Annotated in this window: 13 protein-coding genes; 6 read left to right on the top strand and 7 right to left on the bottom strand. The window is 71.8% G+C overall.

The genetic code is table 11. The features are described 5' to 3' along the window. Positions 1-49 precede the first annotated feature (49 nt). Both ACH5AC_RS03240 and ACH5AC_RS03235 read right to left on the bottom strand, forming a co-directional pair. Entirely contained in the window at positions 50-3,265 is a 3,216-nt protein-coding gene (locus tag ACH5AC_RS03240) for a trypsin-like peptidase domain-containing protein (RefSeq protein ID WP_398859854.1), read from the bottom strand. A gap of 11 nt (positions 3,266-3,276) precedes the next feature. Further along, on the bottom strand, positions 3,277-3,714 hold the full coding sequence (locus tag ACH5AC_RS03235) for a CU044_2847 family protein (RefSeq protein WP_398859853.1): 438 nt from the start codon (positions 3,712-3,714) through the stop codon (positions 3,277-3,279). A 162-nt stretch (positions 3,715-3,876) separates the two neighbouring features. On the opposite strand from ACH5AC_RS03235, the gene ACH5AC_RS03230 reads away from it, so the two are divergent. Beyond that, a complete protein-coding gene (locus ACH5AC_RS03230; RefSeq protein WP_028420339.1) occupies positions 3,877-4,056 on the top strand; it encodes a DUF6104 family protein in 180 nt (59 codons plus the stop codon). Between the two features lie 86 nt (positions 4,057-4,142). Here the strand turns inward: ACH5AC_RS03230 and ACH5AC_RS03225 are convergent, their stop codons facing one another. Next, entirely contained in the window at positions 4,143-4,985 is an 843-nt protein-coding gene (locus ACH5AC_RS03225) for a hypothetical protein (protein WP_398859852.1), read from the bottom strand. A gap of 223 nt (positions 4,986-5,208) precedes the next feature. On the opposite strand from ACH5AC_RS03225, the gene ACH5AC_RS03220 reads away from it, so the two are divergent. Then, positions 5,209-6,204: a DUF4097 family beta strand repeat-containing protein gene (locus tag ACH5AC_RS03220; protein WP_398859850.1), complete on the top strand. Its 996-nt coding sequence runs from the start codon at positions 5,209-5,211 to the stop codon at positions 6,202-6,204. A 1-nt stretch (position 6,205) separates the two neighbouring features. Next, positions 6,206-7,258: a helix-turn-helix transcriptional regulator gene (locus ACH5AC_RS03215; RefSeq protein ID WP_398859848.1), complete on the top strand. Its 1,053-nt coding sequence runs from the start codon at positions 6,206-6,208 to the stop codon at positions 7,256-7,258. 48 nt (positions 7,259-7,306) lie between these two features. Here ACH5AC_RS03215 and ACH5AC_RS03210 read toward each other — a convergent pair whose 3' ends face one another. The 4 genes from ACH5AC_RS03210 to ACH5AC_RS03195 form a co-directional block, all read right to left on the bottom strand. Next, positions 7,307-7,882 carry a Clp protease N-terminal domain-containing protein gene (locus ACH5AC_RS03210; RefSeq protein ID WP_398859847.1) on the bottom strand — a complete coding sequence of 192 codons (576 nt, stop codon included), beginning with the start codon at positions 7,880-7,882 and terminating at the stop codon, positions 7,307-7,309. Further along, the gene (locus ACH5AC_RS03205; protein ID WP_018571396.1) at positions 7,882-8,091 is read right to left on the bottom strand and encodes a helix-turn-helix domain-containing protein; all 210 of its coding nucleotides are present in this window, start codon (positions 8,089-8,091) and stop codon (positions 7,882-7,884) included. The genes ACH5AC_RS03210 and ACH5AC_RS03205 overlap by 1 nt, the downstream gene beginning before the upstream one ends. Positions 8,092-8,235: 144 nt before the next feature. After that, positions 8,236-9,201 carry a zinc-binding dehydrogenase gene (locus ACH5AC_RS03200; protein ID WP_398859846.1) on the bottom strand — a complete coding sequence of 322 codons (966 nt, stop codon included), beginning with the start codon at positions 9,199-9,201 and terminating at the stop codon, positions 8,236-8,238. A 245-nt stretch (positions 9,202-9,446) separates the two neighbouring features. Next, positions 9,447-10,688 carry an NADP-dependent malic enzyme gene (locus ACH5AC_RS03195; protein WP_398859845.1) on the bottom strand — a complete coding sequence of 414 codons (1,242 nt, stop codon included), beginning with the start codon at positions 10,686-10,688 and terminating at the stop codon, positions 9,447-9,449. A 596-nt stretch (positions 10,689-11,284) separates the two neighbouring features. Here ACH5AC_RS03195 and ACH5AC_RS03190 point away from each other — a divergent pair. The 3 genes from ACH5AC_RS03190 to ACH5AC_RS03180 are packed head-to-tail and all read left to right on the top strand — an operon-like array spanning position 11,285 to position 14,023. After that, positions 11,285-12,250 (top strand): ABC transporter substrate-binding protein, encoded by a 966-nt coding sequence (locus ACH5AC_RS03190; protein ID WP_398859843.1) that lies wholly within the window; start codon positions 11,285-11,287, stop codon positions 12,248-12,250. 31 nt (positions 12,251-12,281) lie between these two features. Beyond that, positions 12,282-13,220 carry an amino acid ABC transporter permease gene (locus tag ACH5AC_RS03185; protein ID WP_398859842.1) on the top strand — a complete coding sequence of 313 codons (939 nt, stop codon included), beginning with the start codon at positions 12,282-12,284 and terminating at the stop codon, positions 13,218-13,220. Further along, entirely contained in the window at positions 13,217-14,023 is an 807-nt protein-coding gene (locus tag ACH5AC_RS03180) for an amino acid ABC transporter ATP-binding protein (RefSeq protein WP_398859841.1), read from the top strand. Before ACH5AC_RS03185 ends, ACH5AC_RS03180 begins: the two co-directional genes overlap by 4 nt. The last annotated feature ends 59 nt before the right edge of the window (positions 14,024-14,082 follow it).

Raw genomic sequence — 14,082 nt, 5'->3', positions numbered from 1 at the left:
CCAGGCGGCCTGGTGAACGGCCGAAAGGCGTCCCCGGTCCGCCTCAGCCTCACGGCGCCTCCAGCAGGTCGCCGGTACCCGGCAACGGATCATGGGGGTCGTCGTAGTAGAGCGCGATGCCGTCGGCCCAGAACGCCTCCGTCAGGCCCGCCCGCAGCTTGGTCCGCATCGCGTGCACGACGTCCGGCAGCAGCTCGGTGCTGACCCCGTCGTCGACGGCCTGGCGCGCCCCGCGGTGGAACTCCCCGCAGACCGCGTCCGGTTGGCCGGGCCAGCGCCGCCACAGGGCCACCCCGAAACCGGCGTGCACGATCCGGACGAGGGCCGCCCCGTCGTCCTCGTAGCGCTGGTCGCCGTAGCGGCACAGCACGGGCACCGCGCGCCGGGCCAGGCCGCGCAGGTCGGCGACGTCCGGCACGGGCTGTCGTATGCCCTCGTCGCAGTCGAGGACCTCGGCGCGGGCGCCGTGCGTGTGCAACCAGCGCCAGCGGTCCCGGCGTTCGTGGCGCCCGTCGTCGCCGGCCGGGTCGCTCCCGTAGTAGTAGTCGGTGTCGTCGTCGGGTAACTGATCGCGGTCGGAGCAGCGCACCACCACCGGGCGCTGCACCCCCAGCGGCGGTTCACCCGGGCGCAGTCGCCAGTCGTCCACCGGAAGGGCGAGCAGCAGATGGGGCAGCGCGGCCTGGAGCGGCGCGGGCCGGTCCGGTTCGTCGCAGCGGCGGAACGCCTCGGTGAGCGGCTCGGCGACCCGCACCGGGAGCTGGTCGAGGGGCGTTCGCTCGGCCTCGTAGAGCCGTAACACCTCACCGTCGGGGCGGGCCACGGAAACCGACCAGTCGCACCGGTCGGGCTCCCAGCCCCGGCGTAACACCTCCAGCAGAACGGACAGACGGGGCGGGGCGACCCGGGCATGGTCACGGGCGGCCCCGCCCGGCAAGTGGGACCGGCTGTGGTCAGCGGCGGTCGGTCCTGGCGAGTGCGGCTGGGGAGCGGGCTCCGGCGAGACGGACCCGTCCTGGTCCCCGGCGGTCGGAGCGGGCACGTACGGCAAGGTGTCGGACTCCGGCAAGGCCGACCGGCCCTGCTCCCCCACCGCCCCACCTGCCGAGTACGCCCCGATGCCCGCCTCCCGCGAATCCGGCCTGGCCTCCCCCTCCGGCACGACGGACCGGCCCTGATCACCGGCGGTAGCACCCGGCACGTACGGCAAGGTATCGGCCTCAGGCAAGGCCGACCGGGCCTGCTCGCCGACGGCCCGGCCGGGCCCGTACGACCCCGGGTCCGCCTCCGGCGAGGCGGCCCGACTCCGGTCACCGGCCGTGGCACCCGGCACGTACGGCAAGGCATCGGCCTCAGGCGAGGCCGACCGGGCCTGCTCGCCCACCGCACCAGCTGCCGAGTACGCCCCGATTCCCGCCTCCCGCGAATCCGGCCGCGTGTCCCCCTCCGGCACGACGGACCGGCCCTGATCACCGGCGGTATCAGCCGGCACGTACGGCAAAGTGTCGGACTCCGGCAAGGCAGGCCGGGCCTGCTCGCCGACAGCCCGGCCGGGCTCGTACGACCCCGGGTCCGGCTCCCGCGAATCCGGCCGGGTATCCCCCTCCGGCACCACGGACCGGCCCTGATCACCGGCGGTGGCACCCGGCACGTACGACCGGGCGTCACCCTCCGACGCGCCAGACCGATCCCGGTCGCCGGCGGTCGTACCCGGCGACTGCGCCCGGGAGTCGGCCTCCGATACGCCAGACCGGCTCTGGTCACCGACTACCCCACCCGGCAAGTGCGGCCGGGTGTCAGCCCCCGGCGAGGCGGGCCTGTCCTGGTCACCGACGGCCGCGGCAGGCGCGTACGGCCGCGCCCGCCCGGGGCCGTCGGTCGGTGGGTGCGGTCCGGGTGCGGTGGACGGCTGTGTCACTCCAGGCGGGGTCGGCTCCGCTCCCGGCCAGGGCGGAGCCGTCGCCGTCCGCCCCTGCCCCTGCCCCTGCCCCTGCCCCTGCCCCTGCCCCTGCCAGGGGCCGACCGGGCCCGTACCGCCGGTGCTCCCACCGCCCCTACCGCTCCGCGTCCGCTGGCGCCGCAGCCCGGACCACTCGGCCCACTGCCGGGCCAGGCTGCTGCGGTAGCCGCTGTCGAGGCCGGCCGCGGCCTGCCGGATCCACTCCCACAGCGCCCGCTCGGCGTCCAACCAGCTGGGTGTCGGCGGCCGTTCGGCCCGCAGGACGCCCATCGCGTAGTCGAGGACGAGTTTCAGGGCGCCGTCGTCCCGGGTGTTCTCGTAGAGCATGCCGAGGCCGTCGCGCCAACCGCGCGGCGCGGGCAGCAGATGCGGGTCCTGGCCGGCGGGCAGCGCGTCGACGATGTCGAGCAGGCCGCGGGTGCTGACCGGCGGCGGCAACGCGGCCAGCCGGCCGAGCAGCTCGGTGCGCTCACCGGGGCTGAGCGTGCGCCCCGGCCGGGCCTTGAGCCGGCTCTGCGCGTCGGCCCAGGTCGGCCGCCGGGAGTCCCGGGGCTGCTGACGGTCGCGGTGGTAGCGGTCGTGGGCGTGGAAGACCGCCTGGTAGACGTCGTCGTGCTCGGCCGTGACCGCGCCCTGCGGCACCGGCAGGGTGCGCAGCCGCTCGATGCCGGTGGAGGTGCCGCCCTGCCCGTGGTCGGCGCGGGACTTCAGCACGCCGATGACCTCGCCGCGCACCGGATCGATCACGGGCCCGCCCGAGACGCCGGGCGGCAGGTCGTTGTGGCCGAGGCGCATCTGTACGCCCGTCGTCCAGCCGCCGATGGTCCCCTGGACCTCGATCGGGCCGTCGAGGATCTGTAACTGTCCGCCCACCACGGTCCAGCCGGCGTAGAGCACCTTGCCCTCGCTGTAGTACGCCGTAGGCCGCTCGGAGACGTAGACGCAGTCATGGCCGACGGGTTCGCGCAGCCGGACCAGGGCCAGGTCGGGGGCGGGCCAGCTGCCGGTGACGGGCCGGTCCAGCCGCTCCGGGAGCGTGGCCGCTACCTCGCCGGGTACGACGGACGAGCCCTGCTCGGGTCCGCTCTGATAGACCACCGCGAGATCACCCCCCTCCCCGCCGTGCACGACGTGTGCGCAGGTCAGCACCCAGTTCGGGGCGATGAAGAATCCGCTGCCGAGGAAGGTGCCCGGTTCGTCAGGGGCATACCCGACGTCTGTGCGATGGATGCGCACGGTCGCCGCCATCACGAGGTCACGCAGCGCACGGTGGGCGTCATCGAAGCCGCCCGGTGCGCCCCCCATGTGCCGGTGCGTCATGCCCCGCCCCCACCGGCGGCGGTATCGGCGCCCCCGTGCGCCGGGGCGCCGGGGGGCGCGCCCGTACGCGCCGGTGCGTCCGGGTCCGGCGGGCCGCTGTTCCAGGTCAGGGTCACCGTGATGCCGGCCTTCGCCTCCCCGTCGGCCAGCAGACCCACGACCTTCCCGGCCTTCGCGGTCAGCTCGATGCCGAACGCGACGCTCACCTCATCGGGCCGCACCGCGCGCAGCGGCTCAGCCAGCGAGCGGGCGACCCCGGTGATCAGCGAGTGCAGGCTCTCCACGCTCGCCTCCACCCGGTCGGTGAACCCGGTGTCGCTGTACGACAGCTGCCCGGACGCCGCGGTCAGCTCCTCGGCCCCGGAAATACGCGCCCACACCGGTGTCCCGTCCGGCAGGGCGATCCGCGCTACCCGCGTCACTTCCTGACTCATGGCGCTCCCCCGTTCCCCGTCTCCCCTCGGTGCCCCCGGCACCTATCCTTGTTCCCGTCCCCCTCCTCCGGAGCACAGGACCCCTCTCCTTTCGCAGGAACAAGGGTCCTTCCCGCGAGGGCGCATCCCTATACCCCTGCGACCGACCACGGAGCACGATCCATGTACTTCACCGACCGCGGCATCGAGGAACTGGAGAAGCGGCGCGGCGAGGAGGAGATCACCTTCGAGTGGCTCGCCGAGCAGCTGCGTACGTTCGTCGACCTCAACCCCGACTTCGAGGTCCCGGTGGAGCGCCTGGCGACGTGGCTGGCGCGGCTGGACGACGAGGACGACGAGTAGTCCACCGGTCCACCGACGCGACAACCGGGAAGGGGCGCCTCTGTGCGCCCCTTTTTCTTTCCGCCGTACGCCCCGTCCCCTGGCCCTCAGTCGCGAGGCCACCACCCCACGTCGTACACGAGCCCCAGGGTGCCGTGGGCCAGCAGCAGGGCGCCCGCCACGAGCCAGCCGGGGCTGCGGCGGCGCACGCCCCACGCGGTGAGCGGGAGCCCGGCGGCCACCTGGGCGAGGGCGAGGGCACGCGCGCGTGGGCTGCCGGACCAGGGCAGCCAGGGGCCGAGGGGGCTGCTCTCGACGGCGTCGAGTTCCGCGCGGACCGTCTCCCACCGGCCCTGCCAGGCGACCTGCCGGACGTCGGGGCGGCCCCGGACGGCCGCGCGCAGCCGCTCGGCGGGCTCGCCCGGGGTGAGTCCGTCGGGCAGACGGACGCCCGCGCGCGTGAGGACGGCGAGCAGTCCGAGCAGCCGGGAGCGGGCGTCGGCCTCGGTGTCGGGCCGGGTGAGCCGTTCCAGGGCCTGCATGTCGAGGACGGGGTCGAGTCCGAGCCGGGCGGCGAAGGTCCGCATCGCCTCGTCCTCGCCGGCCGGGGTGCCGGGGCGGAGCCAGGTGTAGCCGACGGGGCGGCGGAAGCCGGAGGCGAGGAGGTAGCCGGCGCGGTCGGCGTCCCACCACAGGGCGAGCACGGGCCAGAGAGCGCCGACGGCGAGGGCCGTGGCCCAGCCGGTGAGGACGCGGTCGACCGGTTCCTCGCCGTACTGCCAGGGGGTGCCCTCGGGGACGAGGACACTCCACTCCTCGCCGGCGCGAGTGAGGAGCATCGGCTCGCGCAGGAGGTGGGCGGCGGGGGCGACGGAGTCGGGTTCCGCACGGCACAGCAGGAGGGCTCCGGGGGCGGTGGCTTCCGCGCGTTCCGTCGGTTCCATCGGCATGCTCACACGCTAGGCAGACTGGGACAATTCGTCACCTTTGGGCAGCCGTGAGGTGGTCGCAAGGCCATCGCAAGGTCGCCGCGAGGCAGTCGCGAGGTAACCGCGAGGCAGTCGCGAGGCAGCCGCGATCACCAGAACGAGTGCCTTGACTTCGACGCGGCGCGATATATCGTGTTTAGCGGTAGACGCGATATGGCGCGTCGCGCTTGAGGAGGTCCGCACCATGTCCGAGTGGTCCGTCGCCGAGCCCACGAAGCTCTCCTTCGAGGAGCCCGTGAGCGAACTGCACGTCCGTGTCGTCAACGGCGTGGTGAACGTGGTGGGCACGGACGAGGGCCCCGCCCGCCTGGAGGTCTCCCGGGTCGAGGGACCGCCCCTGACGGTGACCCACCAGGACGGCACGCTGACGGTGGCGTACGAGGACCTGCCGTGGCAGGGCTTCCTCAAGTGGCTCGACCGCAAGGGCCGGCGGCGCAGCGCGGTCGTCTCCCTGGCCGTCCCGGCACGCACCCGCGTGGAGGTGGGCGTGGTCAGCGCGACAGCGGTGGTCTCGGGGGTGGACGGGCACACGGCCGTGAAGGGCGTCTCCGGCGACACCACCCTGGTCGGCCTCGCGGGCCCGGTCCGCGCGGACACCGTCTCGGGCAGCGTCGAGGCCCAGGCCCTCACCGGCGACCTGCGCCACCACTCCCTCTCCGGCGACCTGACCGTCGTGGAGGCGGGCTCCTCGGTGAAGGCCGACTCGGTGAGCGGCTCGATGATCGTCGACCTGGACCCGGCGGGCCGCCCCACGGACATCGACCTGACCAGCGTCTCCGGCGAGATCGCCATCCGGCTGCCGCACCCGGCGGACGCCGAGGTGGAGGCGAACACCGCGAGCGGCTCGGTCGCCAGCGCCTTCGAGGACCTCCGGGTCAGCGGCCAGTGGGGCGCCAAGCGCATCACCGGCCGCCTCGGCGCGGGCAACGGCCGGCTGAAGGCGACGACCGTCTCGGGCGCCATCGCCCTCCTGCGCCGCCCACCTGCGGAGGAGGAGCCCTGGCAGGACCAGCCCTGGAATGCGGAGCCGGCACCCCCGGCGGACGTAGCACACCCCGGTCCGGGAGAGAATTCCGCAGCCGGCCGGGAGCAGACCCCCTCCGCCCCCCTCACCGACACCCCCACCAGCGCCCCCACCGACGCCCCGGCCGACGGCACGACCGACAAGAAGGTGCTCTGACATGCCCCCCGTCTTCGCCCATGGCCGTCTGCGTCTCTACCTGCTGAAGCTGCTGGACGAGGCCCCGCGCCACGGCTATGAGGTGATCCGCCTCCTGGAGGAACGCTTCCAGGGCCTGTACGCCCCGTCGGCGGGCACGGTCTACCCCCGTCTGGCCAAGCTGGAGGCCGAGGGCCTGGTCACCCACACCACCGAGGGCGGCCGCAAGGTGTACGCGATCACCGACGCGGGCCGCGCCGAACTGGCCGACCGCAGCGGCGAGCTGGCCGACCTGGAGCTGGAGATCCGGGAGTCGGTGGCGGAGCTGGCCGCGGAGATCCGGGCCGATGTGCGCGGCGCGGCCGGTGATCTGCGGCGTGAGATGCGGGCGGCGGCCTCGCGGGCGCGCCAGGGCACCGCGGGCGGCGCTTCCGGGGAGTCCTCGGAGCAGCCGGACCAGGACACCTGGCGGGTGGCGAAGGAGGAGATGCGGCGGGCCAAGCAGGAGTGGAAGGAGCAGGCCCGCCGCGCCAAGGACGAGAGCCGCCGCGCCCGCGAGGAGGCCCAGCGGGCCCGCCGCCAGGCCAAGGAGGCCCAGGACCGCGCCCGGGCCCAGGCGCAGGAGGAGGTGCAGCGCATCGCGCGACGCGTCCAGGAACAGGTCCAGGACCACTTCGCGCGCGGCGACTGGCCGACCGGCCTGCGCGAGGGCCTGACCGAACTGGCCAAGGAGTTCGGCGAGTTCGGCATGGACTTCGGAAGGGACCTCGGCAAGGACTTCGGCTTCGGCCGCACCGGCGGGACGGACCCGGCCGACCGGGCGGCTCCCCCGCAGCCGGAGTACAGCCGCACCCCCGAGGACTTCCCTGCCGACTACGAACCGGCCTGGGCCCATGAGCCCTCCAGCGGCGACCCGGCCCGCGACCTGGACCGCCTCCTGGACCGCTTCCGCGACGACATCCGCGACGCGGCCCGCGACCACGGCGTCACCGCAGGCCAGCTCCGAGACGCCCGACGCCACTTGTCGACGGCGGCGGCACACATCGGAGCCCTGCTGCGGACGCCGAAGGGGTGAGAGGAGGCAGTCCGAGGGAGCGGGAGGCGCCGGAGTCGACGCCTCCGCTCAGCCGGCCTGGGCGGCGGCCTCTCCCCCGCCCCCGTAGAGCACGCGCGTCACCGACTCATGGGTGACCCCGTGGTCGGCGAGGACCTCCGCGACGACGCCGGGCCGGACGGTCAGGGCGAGCAGGATGTGCTGATCGCCGATATGCCGGTCCCGGCGGGCGAGAGCGAGACGCAGCGACCTCTCCAGCACATCCTTGGCACCCCGCCCGAAGGACCGGCGTCCGGCTCCCCACCACCCCCGCTCCCTGGCATCACCGGACATCGCGCCGACGCCGTGCACCTCCTCCACCCGGGAGACGATCGCGGACACATCGATCCCGATCCCGGCGAGCGCGTCGGTCTCGGCCCGGGACAGCCCGGCCCGCCGCCGTGCCTGCGCCAGTGCCTCCCGTAGCGACTCCTTCCGCTCCGCGACCCCGAGCGCGGCCAGCACGAAGGAGGCGCGGCCGGCCTCACGATCGAGGAGGGCGAGCAGCAGATGCTCGGGCTCGACGGTCCCCGCCCCGGTTCCTTCACACTGCTCGACCGCGCCCCGCACCACGTCCCGGGCGTCCTTGGTGAACCGCTCGAACATCACTGCCTCCCGTACTTCTTGTGCACGGCCTGCCTGCTGACTCCGAGTTCCGCGGCGATCTCCTGCCACGACCACCCCTGATTGCGCGCACTGCGCACCTGTACCGCCTCCAGCTGCTCCAGCAGCCTGCGCAGGGCGGCGACGGCGCGCAGTCCGACCCGAGGATCGCGATCGCCGGCGCGCTCGGCGAGATCCGTTGCTTCGGTCATGATGTCAACATAGGTTGACAGACAGGGTCGCGTCAACCCTGGTTGACAAAACACAACGGCCGACCCGAAGAAATCGAGTCGGCCGTCGAGGTCGATACAGGAGTCGGCGCAGAAGCCGTCACAGAAGCCGATGCAGAACCGGCGTCAGTCGTTGGTGAGCACGATCTTCCCGAACTGCTCGCCCGCGGCCAGCCGCTCGAAGCCCTCGCGGGCCCGTTCCATGGGCAGCACCTCGTCGATGACGGGACGCACCCCGGTCGCGGCACAGAACGCCAGCAGGTCCTCCAGCTCGTCCTTGGTGCCCATGGTGGAGCCGACGACCTTGAGTTCCAGGAAGAAGATCCGGGTCAGCTCGGCGTGCGAGGGCCGGTCCCCACTGGTCGCCCCGGAGATCACCAGCGTCCCACCGGGCCGGAGCGACTTCACCGAGTGCGACCAGGTGGCGGCACCGACGGTCTCGATCACCGCGTCGACCCGCTGCGGCAGCCGCGCCCCCGGCTCCAGGGCCTCCACGGCCCCCAGCTCGACCGCACGCTTCCGCTTGGCCTCGTCCCGGCTGGTGGCGAAGACCCGCAGCCCCGCCGCCTTGCCCAGCACGATCGCCGCCGTCGCGACACCCCCGCCCGCACCCTGCACGAGCACGGAGTCCCCCGGCCGCACCCCGGCGTTGGTGAACAGCATCCGGTAGGCCGTCAGCCAGGCCGTCGGCAGACAGGCGGCCTCCTCGAAGGACAGCTCCTTCGGCTTGGGCAGCACATTCCAGGTCGGCACGGCGACCCGCTCGGCGAACGTGCCCTGGTAACGCTCAGTGAGGATGGACCGCGGCTCCTTCGGCCCGACCCCGTACCCCGTCTGCCCGATCACGGAGTGCAGAACGACCTCGTTGCCGTCCTCGTCCACCCCGGCGGCATCACACCCGAGGATCATCGGCAGCCGTTCCTCCGGCAGCCCGACCCCCCGAAGCGACCACAGATCATGGTGATTGAGCGAGGCGGCCCGAACATCGACCACGCTCCACCCCACACGACCCTCGGGAGCGGGCCGCTCCCCCAACTCCAGCCCGGACAGCGGCTGATCCCGGTCAATACGCGCGGCGTAGACAGCGAACATGCCCCCGACGATAGGCGCCCAGGGCCCCAGGAGAAACACACAGCCCCTGTGACACACACCCTCTTGCCACCCAGCAAAAAGGGGCGCGGGGCTGTGCCGACACGCGGCTGAGCCGCGTGGGCGCGCCCAGCCACCCACAACGGCCGGCCGCCGACGCACAGCACCCCGCACCCGAAACCCGCACTTCTCAAGCCACCCGAACGGGCGGGCAGGCGGGTAAAAAATCGGCCAAGCCGGCGCAGCGCCTAGCGCCGCGCCACTCCTTCCGCCCGAGCCGCCGCCGCAACCGCCGCCGTGACCGCCGGCGCCACCCGCTCATCGAACGGCGAGGGGATCACATAGTCGGCGGCGAGGTCGTCCCCCACCACCCCCGCCAGCGCCTCCGCGGCCGCCAGCTTCATCCCCTCGGTGATCCGCGAGGCCCTCACCTGCAACGCCCCCGCGAAGATCCCCGGGAATGCCAGCACGTTGTTGATCTGGTTGGGGAAGTCGGACCGCCCGGTGGCCACGACAGCCGCGTACTTGTGCGCGACCTCCGGGTGCACCTCGGGATTCGGGTTGGCCATGGCGAACACGAAGGCCCCCTTGGCCATGGAGGCGACGGCCTCCTCCGCCACCGTGCCACCGGACACCCCGATGAACACATCGGCCCCAGCGAGTGCCGACTCCAGCGACCCGCTGATCCCGGCCTTGTTGGTGAACCCGGCGAGTTCCCGCTTCACCGGCGTGAGGTCCTCCCGGTCCGCCGAGACGACGCCCTTGCGGTCGGCGACAGCGACATCACCGATACCGGCCCCGACCAGCATCTTCGCGATGGCGATCCCGGCCGCGCCGGCGCCCGAGATGACGGCCCGCAGCTGACCGAGCTCCCGCCCGCTGAGCCGCGCCGCGTTCCGCAGCGCCGCCAGCGTCACGACCGCCGTACCGTGCTGGTCGTCGTGGAAGATCGGGATGTCCAGCCGCTCCTGCAGCCGGCGCTCGATCTCGAAGCACCGCGGCGCCGAGATGTCCTCCAGGTTCACGCCCCCGAAGGAGGGCGCGAGCCGGACCACGGTCTCCACGATCTCGTCGACGTCCGTGCAGGCGAGCGCGATCGGCACCGCGTCCACACCACCGAACTGCTTGAACAGGATGGCCTTGCCCTCCATCACGGGGAGGGATGCCTCGGGCCCGATGTCACCGAGCCCCAGCACGGCCGTACCGTCCGTGACGACGGCGACGACCTGGGACTTCCAGGTGTAGTCGTGGACCAGCTCCGGCTGCTCGGCGATGGCGGTGCACACCCGCGCGACGCCGGGCGTGTACGCCAGGGACAGGTCGTCCTTGTCACGGACCGGGACGGTGGCCTGGACGGCCATCTTGCCGCCCCGGTGCAGCGCGAACGCCGGGTCGAAGGAATCGAGGGGCTCCGCACCGCCCCCGGGACCCGTATGGTCCGCCTGGTCGCTCGTGCTCTCACTGCGAGGATTGACGATCTCCGCTGACACTGTGTCTTACCCCTTAGGTCTGCATGGATGAGGGTGGCCGCCCCTGGTTGAGGAGCGGGCGGGACCACGTACCGCCCTGTCGATACATACGGGCAGGTACGCGACGGGCGCGCCGCACACGCGCCCTGAGCCCCGGATGAGGGGTGTAAAGCACTTTCTTACCGGACGGACACCACCCGCGACGAGTCCATTCCGTGCAAGCTCACATCCCCGGGCCTGTGGATGTCCCACAGAAGGGGGGTCAGGACCGTCCTACCCCAGTGACATGACTCATGGGCGAAAAACTGGACACGTCCTGGACAAACCCTTGACACGGGACTCAACACCACGCGCAAGGGTCGTCACCATCGATCAGATCGCGAGATGCGCCGAAGATCTTCCGGCCGGAAGCATGGATTCCCGCAGAAGATCCGGTCGTGATGTACCGGAGTGGTGCGGTTCGGGGGTCGCCCGTTATCCGATTTTGACATGGCGGGCCCCCTGAATGGCGTCGTCCGAATGGCAAGATGCCGTAATCACACGAGGTCGCGACACCCGAAGGTGTGTGTTCTCGTCGACCCATCGGCAACTCCATCCATCCGCCGGAGGAACCCACCATGACCGCAAGCACCACCCGTCGTACGACCGCCGCGCGCACCCGCCTGGCAGCGGTCGGATCCCTCGCGGTCGCGGGCGCCCTGCTGCTCACCGCCTGCGGTGACCAGACGAAGGAGAACAACTCGGGCAGTGGCGAGACCACCCCGGCGACCACGGCCGCCCCGCTGGCCGACAAGCTGCCCCAGGCGATCCGCGACAAGGGCGTCATCAAGGTCGGTTCGGACATCGCCTACGCGCCGGTCGAGTTCAAGGACGCCTCCGGCAACACGGTCGGCATCGACCCGGACCTCGCCGAGGCGATGGGCAAGCAGCTGGGCGTCAAGTTCGAGTTCGAGAACGGCACCTTCGACGCCCTGATCACCGGCCTGCGCTCCAAGCGGTACGACATCGCCATGTCCGCGATGACGGACACCAAGAACCGCCAGGAGGGCATCGACTCCGAGACCGGCAAGAAGGTCGGCGAGGGCGTCGACTTCGTGGACTACTTCACCGCCGGTGTCTCGATCTACACCAAGAAGGGCGACGACCAGGGCATCAAGACCTGGTCCGACCTGTGCGGCAAGAAGATCGCGGTGCAGCGCGGCTCGGTCTCCGAGGACCTCGCCAAGGCCGAGGCCAAGAAGTGCCCGAGCGACAAGAAGCTCGCCATCGAGTCGTACGACAACGACCAGCAGGCCCAGACCCGCGTCCGTGCGGGCGGCGCCGACGCCGGCTCCTCCGACTTCCCGGTGGCCGCGTACGCGGCACGGACCTCGGGCGGCGGCAACGACTTCCAGATCGTCGGCGAGCAGGTCGAGGCCGCGCCGTACGGCATCGCGGTCTCCAAGAGCGACACCCAGCTGCGGGACGCCCTGAAGGACGCCCTCGACGCCATCATCGCCAACGGCGAGTACGACAAGATCATGAAGAAGTGGGGCGTCGAGGACGGCGCCGTGAAGGAAGCCGTCATCAACGGCGGCAAGTGACCGCGCCGGCGGGCACTGAAAGGCAACACCCGTGACTGTTGACATCGACAAGACGGCGGACGCGGACGACACGCCCCCGGCCGGAGCGGAGGCCATCAAGGCCATTCCGGTCCGGCACTACGGGCGGTACGTCTCCGCCGTCGTCGCCCTCGGGCTGCTGGGCGCGATCGTCTACGCGTTCTCCCAGGGCGACATCAACTGGGACGCGATCCCGGACTACTTCTTCGACGACCGCGTCCTCGACGGAGTGGGCAAGACCCTGCTGATCACCGTGCTGGCCATGGTGATCGGTGTCTTCGGCGGCATCCTGCTCGCCGTGATGCGCCTGTCGAAGAACCCGGTGACCTCGTCGATCGCGTGGTTCTACATCTGGTTCTTCCGCGGCACCCCGGTCCTCGTGCAGCTGGTCGTCTGGTTCAACCTCGGCCTGGTGTTCGAGTACATCAACCTGGGCCCGTTCTACAAGGACGAGTGGTCGGACTTCATGACCCCGTTCCTGACGGCGCTGCTCGGACTGGGCCTCAACGAGGCCGCGTACATGGCCGAGATCTGCCGTGCCGGTCTCCTCGCGGTCGACGAGGGCCAGACCGAGGCGTCGCACGCGCTGGGCATGAGCCACGCCAAGACGCTGCGCCGGATCGTCATCCCGCAGGCGATGCGCGTGATCGTGCCGCCGACGGGCAACGAGGTCATCAACATGCTGAAGACGACCTCGCTGGTGTCCGTCGTCCAGTACTCCGAGCTGTTCCGCGTGGCCCAGGACATCGGCCAGACCTCCGGCGCCCCCGCCGAGATGCTGTTCCTGGCCGCGGCCTGGTACCTGCTGCTGACCTCGGTGTTCAGCGTCGGCCAGTACTACCTGGAGCGGTACTACGCCCGCGGCGCCAGCCGCCAGCTGCCGCCCACACCGCTGCAGAAGATCCGGGCCAACCTCCTGTCGCTCGGCCGCCCGAAGGGAGGCACGGCATGACCGAGAAGCTCAGCAAGGCGGAGGAGCCGGTGCAGCACTCCGCCGTCCCCATGGTCAAGGCCGAGGGCGTGCACAAGTCGTACGGCCTGGTGGAGGTGCTCAAGGGCATCGACCTGGAGGTGAAGTCCGGCGAGGTGTTCTGCCTCATCGGCCCCTCCGGCTCCGGCAAGTCGACCTTCCTGCGGTGCATCAACCACCTGGAGAAGATCAACGCCGGACGGCTGTACGTCGACGGAGAGCTGGTCGGCTACCGCCAGAAGGGCGACAAGCTGTACGAGCTCCGTGACAGCGAGGTCGCGGTGAAGCGGCGGGACATCGGCATGGTGTTCCAGCGGTTCAACCTGTTCCCGCACATGACCGCGCTGGAGAACATCATCGAGGCGCCCATCCAGGTCAGGGGCGTGAACCGGGGCCAGGCGCGGGAGCGCGCGATGGAGCTGCTGGAGAAGGTCGGCCTGGCCGACAAGGCCGGCAGCTACCCCTCGCAGCTCTCCGGCGGCCAGCAGCAGCGCGTGGCCATCGCCCGGGCGCTCGCGATGGAGCCGAAGCTGATGCTGTTCGACGAGCCGACCTCGGCCCTCGACCCGGAGCTGGTCGGCGACGTCCTCGACGTCATGCGCGACCTCGCCGAGTCCGGCATGACGATGGTCGTCGTCACCCATGAGATGGGCTTCGCCCGCGAGGTCGGCGACAGCCTGGTCTTCATGGACGGCGGCGTGGTGGTCGAGTCCGGCAACCCGCGCGAGGTCCTGACGAACCCGCAGCACGAGCGGACGCAGGCGTTCCTGTCGAAGGTGCTGTAACACGCGACACAGAAGGGGCGGTACGGGATCCCCGTACCGCCCCTTCTCCTTGCTCTCCT

Source organism: Streptomyces sp. NPDC018693 (assembly GCF_044391385.1).
Lineage (GTDB): Bacteria > Actinomycetota > Actinomycetes > Streptomycetales > Streptomycetaceae > Streptomyces.
This window is presented reverse-complemented; position numbering and strand designations above follow the sequence as displayed.